The sequence below is a fragment of the Kitasatospora sp. NPDC127116 genome (assembly GCF_042677365.1).
GTDB lineage: Bacteria > Actinomycetota > Actinomycetes > Streptomycetales > Streptomycetaceae > Kitasatospora > Kitasatospora lactacystinica.
In genome coordinates, this window is sequence record NZ_JBHXTL010000067.1 from 44,965 (window position 1) to 53,984 (window position 9,020).

General features: G+C 71.3%; 13 protein-coding genes and 1 tRNA gene. 10 read left to right on the top strand and 4 right to left on the bottom strand.

The genetic code is table 11. The features are described 5' to 3' along the window. Positions 1-4 precede the first annotated feature (4 nt). From ACFVHV_RS25295 to ACFVHV_RS25310, 4 genes are all read left to right on the top strand, one after another. On the top strand, positions 5-808 hold the full coding sequence (locus tag ACFVHV_RS25295; RefSeq protein WP_380353665.1) for a hypothetical protein: 804 nt from the start codon (positions 5-7) through the stop codon (positions 806-808). A 94-nt stretch (positions 809-902) separates the two neighbouring features. Next, entirely contained in the window at positions 903-1,874 is a 972-nt protein-coding gene (locus ACFVHV_RS25300; protein ID WP_380353667.1) for a hypothetical protein, read from the top strand. After that, a complete protein-coding gene (locus tag ACFVHV_RS25305; RefSeq protein WP_380353669.1) occupies positions 1,874-2,125 on the top strand; it encodes a hypothetical protein in 252 nt (83 codons plus the stop codon). The genes ACFVHV_RS25300 and ACFVHV_RS25305 overlap by 1 nt, the downstream gene beginning before the upstream one ends. Next, positions 2,122-2,427 (top strand): hypothetical protein, encoded by a 306-nt coding sequence (locus tag ACFVHV_RS25310; RefSeq protein ID WP_380353672.1) that lies wholly within the window; start codon positions 2,122-2,124, stop codon positions 2,425-2,427. The genes ACFVHV_RS25305 and ACFVHV_RS25310 overlap by 4 nt, the downstream gene beginning before the upstream one ends. 56 nt (positions 2,428-2,483) lie before the next feature. On the opposite strand, the gene ACFVHV_RS25315 is transcribed toward ACFVHV_RS25310, so the two are convergent. Beyond that, a complete protein-coding gene (locus ACFVHV_RS25315; RefSeq protein WP_380353675.1) occupies positions 2,484-2,660 on the bottom strand; it encodes a hypothetical protein in 177 nt (58 codons plus the stop codon). Positions 2,661-2,780: 120 nt separating this feature from the next. Here ACFVHV_RS25315 and ACFVHV_RS25320 point away from each other — a divergent pair, with 120 nt between their 5' ends. Next, entirely contained in the window at positions 2,781-3,029 is a 249-nt protein-coding gene (locus ACFVHV_RS25320) for a hypothetical protein (protein WP_380353677.1), read from the top strand. Here the strand turns inward: ACFVHV_RS25320 and ACFVHV_RS25325 are convergent. After that, positions 3,026-4,057: a helix-turn-helix domain-containing protein gene (locus ACFVHV_RS25325; protein WP_380353680.1), complete on the bottom strand. Its 1,032-nt coding sequence runs from the start codon at positions 4,055-4,057 to the stop codon at positions 3,026-3,028. The genes ACFVHV_RS25320 and ACFVHV_RS25325 overlap by 4 nt on opposite strands. Before the next feature lie 303 nt (positions 4,058-4,360). Here ACFVHV_RS25325 and ACFVHV_RS25330 point away from each other — a divergent pair, with 303 nt between their 5' ends. Next, positions 4,361-4,510 carry a hypothetical protein gene (locus ACFVHV_RS25330; RefSeq protein WP_380353683.1) on the top strand — a complete coding sequence of 50 codons (150 nt, stop codon included), beginning with the start codon at positions 4,361-4,363 and terminating at the stop codon, positions 4,508-4,510. Between the two features lie 264 nt (positions 4,511-4,774). After that, positions 4,775-5,035 carry a hypothetical protein gene (locus tag ACFVHV_RS25335; protein WP_380353685.1) on the top strand — a complete coding sequence of 87 codons (261 nt, stop codon included), beginning with the start codon at positions 4,775-4,777 and terminating at the stop codon, positions 5,033-5,035. A gap of 6 nt (positions 5,036-5,041) precedes the next feature. Here ACFVHV_RS25335 and ACFVHV_RS25340 read toward each other — a convergent pair whose 3' ends face one another. After that, positions 5,042-5,281, bottom strand: a complete 240-nt coding sequence (locus ACFVHV_RS25340) for a helix-turn-helix transcriptional regulator (protein WP_380353688.1) — start codon at positions 5,279-5,281, stop codon at positions 5,042-5,044. 532 nt (positions 5,282-5,813) lie between these two features. After that, positions 5,814-5,887, bottom strand: a tRNA-Thr gene (locus ACFVHV_RS25345). Positions 5,888-6,171: 284 nt separating this feature from the next. Here ACFVHV_RS25345 and ACFVHV_RS25350 point away from each other — a divergent pair. The 3 genes from ACFVHV_RS25350 (at position 6,172) to ACFVHV_RS25360 (ending at position 8,800) form a co-directional block, all read left to right on the top strand. Further along, positions 6,172-7,263, top strand: coding sequence for a sn-glycerol-3-phosphate ABC transporter ATP-binding protein UgpC (locus tag ACFVHV_RS25350; RefSeq protein ID WP_359915308.1), 1,092 nt, complete (start codon positions 6,172-6,174; stop codon positions 7,261-7,263). 163 nt (positions 7,264-7,426) lie between these two features. Further along, the gene (locus tag ACFVHV_RS25355; protein WP_359915310.1) at positions 7,427-7,882 is read left to right on the top strand and encodes a hypothetical protein; all 456 of its coding nucleotides are present in this window, start codon (positions 7,427-7,429) and stop codon (positions 7,880-7,882) included. Positions 7,883-7,999: 117 nt separating this feature from the next. Continuing rightward, positions 8,000-8,800: a nucleotidyltransferase family protein gene (locus ACFVHV_RS25360; RefSeq protein WP_359915312.1), complete on the top strand. Its 801-nt coding sequence runs from the start codon at positions 8,000-8,002 to the stop codon at positions 8,798-8,800. The last annotated feature ends 220 nt before the right edge of the window (positions 8,801-9,020 follow it).

Sequence of the window (9,020 nt, forward strand, 5' to 3'; positions counted from 1 at the left end):
TGACGTGCCCGAGTACCTGCGGCAGCAGTCCCTGGAGGACCGGGTGGCGGAGCTGGAGCGGCGACTCGCCGAGCTGACCCGCACCAACCAGGTCGGGTCCACCACCCTCACCAACGGCACCCTGCGGATTCGGCAGGGCGGCGCGATCATCGTCATGTCCGCCCAGGACCCCACCCGCGAGGTCATCCGCATCGGCGACATCCGCATGCCCGACGCCAACGGCACCCCGCAGATGGGCATGCAGATGCGCCGGGACACGCCAGCGAACGAGCTGTTGTTCGCCCAGCAAGACGGCAATGCCTGGTCCACCACCGGGTTCGGGACGCAGGGCCTCGCGATGTACGACCGGGCCGGGCACGTCATCATCAGCGCGGACACCATCTCCGGCAAGGGCACCTCGTTCCCGTGGCGGCCGGTCGGGTTCGGCGGCAGCGGGTTCTTCTCCAGCGCCCGCACCCCGAACACCACGTGGCAGGAGCTGCTGGTCGCGCAGGTGCCGTGCGACGGCCCCCGCTTGAACCTGACGGTGGGCCTGGTGGGTGACCAGGTCGGCGGGATCAACACCGGTGGCGACTACCGGGTGGTTGTGGCGAACGCGACCACCGTCGCTTCCGGTCAGGTGCCTGCCTCGTTCAACTGGATCTTCCCGATGGTCGGCATCGACATGACGCCGTGGTACGCGCCCGGGAACTGGGTGCGGGTGGCGGTGCAGGTGCAACGGACCTCGGGGGCGACAACCGGCGGCACGGACAACAACGGCGGCAGCATCCGGGCGGAGATGATCGGTGCGTACCTGCTGGGCTCATAGGGGCTGCTGGTAGCCGGGCTGCCCCTCGGGGTGATCTCCCTACCCTCGCAAGGGACATGGCCCTGACGGGTCACCCCCGACCGAGGAGGGGCCGATGCCCGACCTGTGGATGCGGGGCGCCGAGGTACACGACCTCGGCGACCACGCGCCGACCGACCAGCAGTACCCGCCGAAGGCCATCGCCCACATCACGTGGGACCGCAACGCGACCGCCGCCGCACCGCAGGACTGGTGCGACTTCGATGACCTCGTGTCCTACTTCACCGGCAGCGGGCGCGCCTCCGCACCCCACCTGATCTGGGACCCGTTCACCGGCCGGATCGCCCAGCTGTACCCGGCCACCTCCCGCTCCAAGAGCGTGGCCGACGGACCCGGCGGCACCCGCACCAACCGGGCCGGCCGCGTCGTGATCCAGATCGAGGCGGTGTTCTTCCCGTACTGCCGCTACCAGGGCCGGGTGTACCCGCGGCTGGTGGACACGCCGTGCGCGGGCTGGGACCGGCTGCACGCATGGATCGCCTCATGGGGCGTCCCGGATGCGTGGCCGATGGGCCGGCCGACCGACTTCACCAGCCGCCGAGACGAGCGCACGTGGGAGACCACGGGCGGCTGGTACGCGCACGCGCACGTGCCGGAGAACGACCACCAAGACCCGGGCTCGTGGCCGGGCTTCACCACCACCAGCACGGCGCCGAGCGCCGAGGAGGACGACATGACCCCTGAGCAGATGCTCGCGGCCCGCCTCGGGTCGCAGTACACCACCCCCGAAGGCTTCACCCCGACCGTCGCGGACGCCCTCAACGGCGCTGCGTACGCCACCCAGCAGGCTACCGCCGCAGTCGCCGCGGTCGAGAAGCTGCGGGCGGACCTGCCGCAGCTCCTCCTGACCACGCTGCTGCCCGAGTACGCGGCCCTGCCCGACGGCTACCGGCCTACGCTCGCCGAGGCCCTCAACGGCAGCAAGCAGGCGGACTACAAGCTCACCGAGCTGGCCGCCGTGGTGCAGGGCGTGGCCAAGACGGTGGACCAGCTCAAGGCCCAGCTCACCACGAGGGGACCGTTCTGATGCGCGACTCGACCCGCCGCACGATCCGCACCACGGTGCAGACCGGGCTGTCCCTTGCCGCGGCGGCACCGTTGATCGTGGGCGCCTCGGGTGTCCCGCAGACCGCGTGGGGGGTTGGCGCGGGGCTGGCGGTGGCGGCCGGCGTGACCAGGGTGATGGCGTTGCCCGTGGTGGATCGGCTCCTGCCTTCGTGGCTGCGGTCGGCGCCGGACCCGGACGCCGACGTGCTGCGGCAGGCGGTGCGCGAGTGACCAGCCCTCCGGACTCGACGGCGCTGGAGCTGGAGCGGCTGCGCGGCGCCGTGTCGACGGGGTTCGCCGAGGTCAAGGGGGGTCTGTCGCTCATGGTCCAACGCGCCGGGCAGACCGACCAGCAGCTCCGCGACCACTCCGGCCAGCTCTCCGAGCACGATCAGCGGATCGACTCGCTGGAGCGGGACAGGGCCGCGTCGGAGGAAGTCCGTCGTTCGGATCGCCGCCGGACCCAGGCGCTCAGTGCGCTGGCTGGAGCTGCCGCTGCAGCGGCTGCGGTCATCCCGCTCGTCTCCCGCTGAACCACGTCGCCCCCGCCCGGCCGAAGGGCCGAACGGGGGCTTCGTCGTGTTCCGGGTCAGGCCTGGGGTGGGTACTGGCCGGGCTCGAAACCCTTGTACTTCGTGACGGTCTTGCGCCCGCGGCGGGCCATGAGGAAGACGGGGGTCCACAGGCCGCAGGTACAGAGCATCATGAAGATGTGGCCTGCGAGGGCGAACGGGCCCATGCGGCGGCGGGTGACGATCTTGGGCACGGATTCTCCTGCGGTCGGTGGGCCACGAACCTACCGACGGCGGCTGGTGGGCGGGCACCGTGTGACGGATCTGTGACCAACCGCCTGACGTGTCATCACCCGGAACCTACACTCGGCAGCATGGACGCTGCCGAGTGGGTCTACGACGTTGAGTTCGTGATTGCCGAGCCGGACGACCAGCCGGCTCCCGAACGGAGGACGCTGCGGGTGCAGGTCACCGACCCAGACCCGCAACCGCAGTCTGGGCCGGCCATCGCCATCATCCACCGCGCGCTTCGGGAAGCGATTCGCGAGGCCGACCCCGAGGCCTATGCGTGCATCAGGAACCCGGACGACCTGGTCATCATCAAGCTCCGCGCCACGACCTAGGACCGGCGTTTCGCGTCCTCCAGCTTTCCGCGGTAGAACGCGGCGTCGCGCGGGTAGCCGGTCAGCTCGGCCAACCCGTCGCCGAGGGCGTCGACTGCGCGACGCCAGTCCCGTGCGGCGTACGCCGCCTCACCCTGTAGAAGTCGCGCCCGGGTGGGCGACAGCCAGTACAGCCAGCCCGGCCGGTCGGTCTCGTCAGGCGCCCGCAGTGCAGCCTCGTAGGACTCATCGGCGAGCCGGTGCGCCCGGTCGCGCTCGCCCACGGCCGCAGCCGCCATCGCAGCAGTGTGCGCAGCCACGGATGCAGCGCTCGGAGACAGGCCTGAACCTATGGCGCTTTCAGCCGTGCGAAATGCGCGCACCGGGTCGCCGCCGCCGAGCTGGTAGTAGGCACGGACGCGGGTGATCCAGCTGGCCATGTCGGCACTGCCGGCGTCCAGTGCCCATCCGTGGGCAATCCCGAGCCAGGCGAAAGCGGCACCGTACTCATGCTGGCCGTGGGCCACCCAGCTGAGCCAGTGCGCATGCTCGGCACTCAGCAGGATCAGCCGGTCGGCGGTCGGCCCAGCCGCTCCGGGGATCAGCTGGGTGACGGTGTCGAGCTGGCTACGGACGACCGGCCACAGGTCTGCGCCGGCACCGTCGTCCTCGGCTCGCCGGTGTTCGGCTAGTACCCGGGCGATCCACTCGGCACTGCGCGTGTCGGTGCGGCCGGTGGTGTGCGCCCGGGCGATGCGTTCGGTCAGCTCCGGGTCGGGAGACCAGGACGACTGAACCGCGCTTAGGCCGATGAGCTCGGACGGTACGGATAGGCCCCTGGTGATGCGGTCCATGACGGCGCGCTCCTTGATCGTACGACGGCCGCGCTCGATGAGTGAGACGTCGGCCTGCGAGAGGCCTACGAGTCCAGCCAGGGCGGTCTGGGAGATCCCGGCGGCACGCCGGTACTCCCGCAGGATGGCAGCCCAGTCTCCCTGCGCCCAGGCGGTACGTAGGCGCGGATCCACCCATGGTGTCGGTGCACTCATGCTCTTGACGATATGTCAGGCACATGGGGCTGCATATGGAGTTAGCCGGATCGGGTGACGACGATGCTGACATGACGATGGTCCACTCGGCACCAGCGCCGGTACTGGTCGAGCGCCAGTCGGATCCCCCCGGAGGCCAGTTCTGGATCACCAGCGACCAACTGCACGCCCAAGCGTGCATCTGCTGTGGTCGCGACGGTGGCCAGCTGGTGCCGGCAGGCCACGTCTACACCCCCACCCGCCCGCGCAAGGCCCCGCTCGGCTGGCCCGTGGTAGCGCACCCCACATGCACCAAGGAGAGTGATGTACCCCAACGATGACGCCCACCCGGAGCCGGGCGGCCCGGAGTGGCAGGCCACGGTTGCTGGCCTGGAGGACCTTGGCGCGCACATCCGCGCCACCCGGGCCGGGTCGCCCGACGGGGAGCCCTCCGACGGAAGTCCGAGCACCTGATGCCGAAGCAAGGCGCCCCGGCTGGCCCGCGAGGCGGGCGCACGGAGCTCGCGCCGGAGCAGCAGGAGGAGATCATCCGCCGATACCAGGATGACGGCGTGTCGGTGTATCGGCTTTCCCGGGAGTACGGCCGTCGCGACATGTGGCTCCGCGCGCGCCTGGTCCAGTGGGGCGTGACGCTGCGGAGCTACGCCGAAGCCAGGCAGGCCCGCAACTGGGTCCGGGCGCGTCACGATGGTGACCCCCGTCTATGAGGAGGACGTCGTGACCGACAGGATCCCCCCGCACGGCCAGGGCCGCTGGCACGACCAGCGCGGCCGCCGGGGCACGCGCGGCCCGAACCGGGTGCCCCGGCACCCCACCATGCCGTTGCCCGATGAAGTGCTGGAAGAGCTGGATATCGAGGAGGACGAGATGACACCACAGAAGGACCCGTCGGGCGGATCCGGCGGGATCGGCGGCCCGAAGGCACCGCCGGCCGCACCGAGGACCCCGCCTCCGCCGCCCCCGCCGCCGTCCGAGTAGGCCGGGTCAGGCGTCGCGGAACAGCCGCCACGTGGGCTCGCCGAGGCCGGACGCGATCCGGTACGCCACGTCGATCGAGATCGCGTGCTGACCGCGCTCGGCCCGACTGATGGTGCGGTGGTCAAGGCCGGCCCGCTCGGCGAGCTGGACCTGAGAGAGCTCGGCGGCTAAGCGGAGCATTCGGATGCGAGCGCCCACGTCCCAGCGGTGCTGCTGGACCTCGCGGGAGTGATCATCTGTGGGCACCAGTCCACGCTTACTGGCCCCGACCTGCAATGTCTTTGCCAAGCGTGGCAAATCTCGCGACAATCATCGCCCCAGCCGCCCCTTCGGGGGCCCACAAGAGCGGGGCCGGAGGTTGCGTATCCCCCGGCTCCGTCAGACGCCGCCCCGGCGGCGTCCCGCCCCGGCACCCGCGTGGTGCCGGGGCGGTTGCTCGTTGGCTGAGATTCAGTTCTCGCCGTCGCCAAGGACCCGCTACGGTGGCAACAGAAAGCCCCCCGCCGGTTCTCTCGACGGGGGGCTTCCGCGTGGTCGGCCTGCGGTTGTCCTCCCCGGCCGTCCACGTCTACGCGAAGGGGGCGTATCCGGCCGCGCGCAAGCTCGGCCGCCCCTACGGACACGACTGTACGCGACGCACCTGACGCCAGCGCAAGGTTTAGTTGAACGTTCTTTTGCCTTGGCGCGCGGGGGTTGTGGACTTTATGCGGACTTCCAAGATCGACAAAGGGCCCGAACCGTGATCGCGTTCGGGCCCTTTTGCCTGGTCAGACACCTGAGCCCCCTGTCGGGTTCGAACCGACGACCCCCGCTTTACAAGAGCGGTGCTCTGGCCAGCTGAGCTAAGGAGGCACGGTGGCCGTCCGCGATGGATCACGGCGGCACCGGGGGCAGTCTACCGGGCCCGGGTGACGGGATGGGGGGATATCCGGGGCTTGGTGGGATGGGTGGGCGTGATGGAACCGATGCCGAAATCGGGTCGGGTGGGGGCTGACAAGTCACGGAACCGCAGGTAGCGTCGCCGGGAGTCGGTTCGAGCAGTGGTTCAGACCACTGGCGGCCCGGCGGAACCCTGACAAACCCCCCTTTACTCGGATCGTCCGGCACGTTCCTGCCGGTGAAGGAGAGCGACAACCATGGCTTCTGTCACGTACGACAAGGCGACCCGCGTCTACCCCGGGGCGGACAAGCCCTCGGTGGACGCGCTGGAGCTGGAGATCGCGGACGGCGAGTTCCTCGTGCTGGTCGGCCCCTCGGGCTGCGGCAAGTCGACCAGCCTGCGCATGCTGGCCGGCCTGGAGGACGTCAACGCCGGTGCGATCCGGATCGGCGACCGCGACGTCACCCACCTGCCGCCGAAGGACCGGGACATCGCCATGGTGTTCCAGAACTACGCGCTCTACCCGCACATGACCGTCGCCGACAACATGGGCTTCGCGCTCAAGATCGCCGGCGTGAACAAGGCGGACATCCGCACCAAGGTCGAGGAAGCGGCGAAGATCCTCGACCTGACCGACTACCTGGACCGCAAGCCGAAGGCGCTCTCCGGCGGTCAGCGCCAGCGCGTCGCGATGGGCCGGGCGATCGTCCGCCAGCCGCAGGTCTTCCTGATGGACGAGCCGCTGTCGAACCTGGACGCCAAGCTCCGCGTCTCCACCCGCACCCAGATCGCCGGCCTCCAGCGCCGCCTGGGCATCACCACGGTCTACGTCACCCACGACCAGACCGAGGCGCTCACCATGGGCGACCGGGTCGCGGTGCTCAAGGACGGTCTGCTCCAGCAGGTCGACACCCCGCGCAACATGTACGACAAGCCCGCCAACCTCTTCGTGGCCGGCTTCATCGGCTCGCCGGCCATGAACCTGGTCGAGGTGCCGCTGGTGGACGGCGGCGTGAAGTTCGGCGGCTCGGTCGTCAACATCTCCCGCGAGGACCTGTCCGGCGCCGGCACCGACAAGACGGTGACCGTCGGCATCCGCCCCGAGCACTTCGAGGTCGTCCCGTCGGGCGGCATCGAGGGCGTCGCGGTGACCGTCAACGTGGTCGAGGAGCTCGGCTCGGACGGCTTCGTCTACGGCACCACCCAGATCGGCGGCAAGGACCACGAGCTGGTCGTCCGCGTGCCCGGCCGCCAGATCCCGGCCCGCGGCGAGACCATCCACGTCGTGCCGATCGCCAACGAGACCCACGTCTTCTCCACCAGCTCCGGCCTGCGCCTGAGCAACTGACGCGACCTCGCGCCTCCCCGGAGCCCGTCGGACCCCCGTGGTCCGGCGGGCTCCGTCCGCACACCCCCGCGTCAACACGGCGGAGGGACGAAACCGGACAGTGTGTCACTCGATGGTGTAACGGAGGGCGATCCTGCCCGTACCCACCGCTACTCTCCTGAGGGTGAAGCAGCTAGTGCGCCGTATCGGCCAGACCGTCGCCCTGACCCTGCCGGTCGTCCTGGTGACCACCGGCACCCTCGCCGTGACCCGGGTCCCGTGGGCCCCGCCGACCGGGCTCGACCAGCAGGTCGTGGCGGCGTCGAGCGGCGACGGCGCCGGGATCGGGCGTTCCAACAACGCGGCCGGCGCCGCGGCCAGGACCTCGGACGGGCTCGCCCCGCAGGACTCGCTGCGGGTGGCGCTGCTCGACGAGCTGCGCGCGAAGAACCCCTCCGCCGCGCTGGACCTGCTGGAGCGCTCGATGCGCGAGCAGCCCTCGCTGACGCCCTACTGCACCTCGCTGGCCGGCGAGCTGGGCAAGGCGGCGGTGCGCAAGTACCAGGGCGACGTCCAGCGGGCCCGCTCCTTCGCCCGCCCGGTCTGCGACGGCTCGTTCGCGGCCGGCGTCGTCGGCTGAGGAAGGCCGGAGGCGGTCGGAGGCGGTCGGAGACGGCTGCGGAAGGCTGCGGAAGGCCGGGCGGACCCCGGTCCCCGAGGCGGCTGACACCCCCGTCCGCCGCCTTATTGTTCAGGCATGACCGCTGACTCCGGCCCCACCGCCGACCTCCCGTCCGCCCGGCCCCCGCAGCCCCACGCGCCCCGGCCGACCACGACGCCCGTCACCCAGGCCGTCATCCTGGCCGGCGGCCAGGGCTCCCGGCTGCGCCCCTACACGGACGACCGCCCGAAGCCGCTGGTCGAGATCCCCGGGACGGGCACGCCGATCCTCGGCCACCAGCTGGCCTGGCTGGCCGAGGAGGGCGTCACCGACGTCGTGATCTCCTGCGGGCACCTCGCCGACGTGCTGGAGGAGTGGCTGGACAAGGCGGACCTGCCGCTGCGGGTGCGCACGGTGGTCGAGGCGGAGCCGCTCGGGCGCGGTGGCGGGCTCAAGTACGCGGCCAAGGCGCTGCCCCGCCCGGACGAACCCTGGTACGCCACCAACGGCGACATCTGGACCCGCTTCAGCCTGCGCGAGATGGCCGCCTTCCACCACGAGCGGGACGCCGTCGCGACGCTCGCGCTGGCCCGGCCGCGGATCCCCTGGGGCGCGGTGGAGACCGACCAGTTCGGCAACGTGCTGGACTTCATCGAGGCCCCGCCCTCGCCCTTCCTGATCAACGCCGGCCTGTACGTGTTCAGCCCGGAGTTCGCCGAGCTGCTGCCGGACGTGGGCGACCACGAGCGCACCACCTTCCCCCAGCTGGCCCGCGGCAAGCGGCTGGCGGGCTACCAGCTGCCGCAGGGCGTGTACTGGCGGGCCATCGACACCGCCAAGGACCTCACCGAGGCGGCCAAGGAGCTCGCCTCCGGCGCCGGCCGGGCACCCCGGTAGCCGACGGGCACCGCAGGCCCGTCCGCGCCGGGACCGGACGGCCGCAGGCCCCGCCCGGCTGCCCACCCGCGCACGGAGGCGGACGCGGACGCGCCACCGGACACGGCCTCGGACGCGCTCGCCCGACCCCACACGGACACGGACGCCCCCGCCCCGCCCCACCGCACGCGCACGCGCACGCGCACGGCGATCGGCCGGGTGCTCCCCCACGGAGCACCCC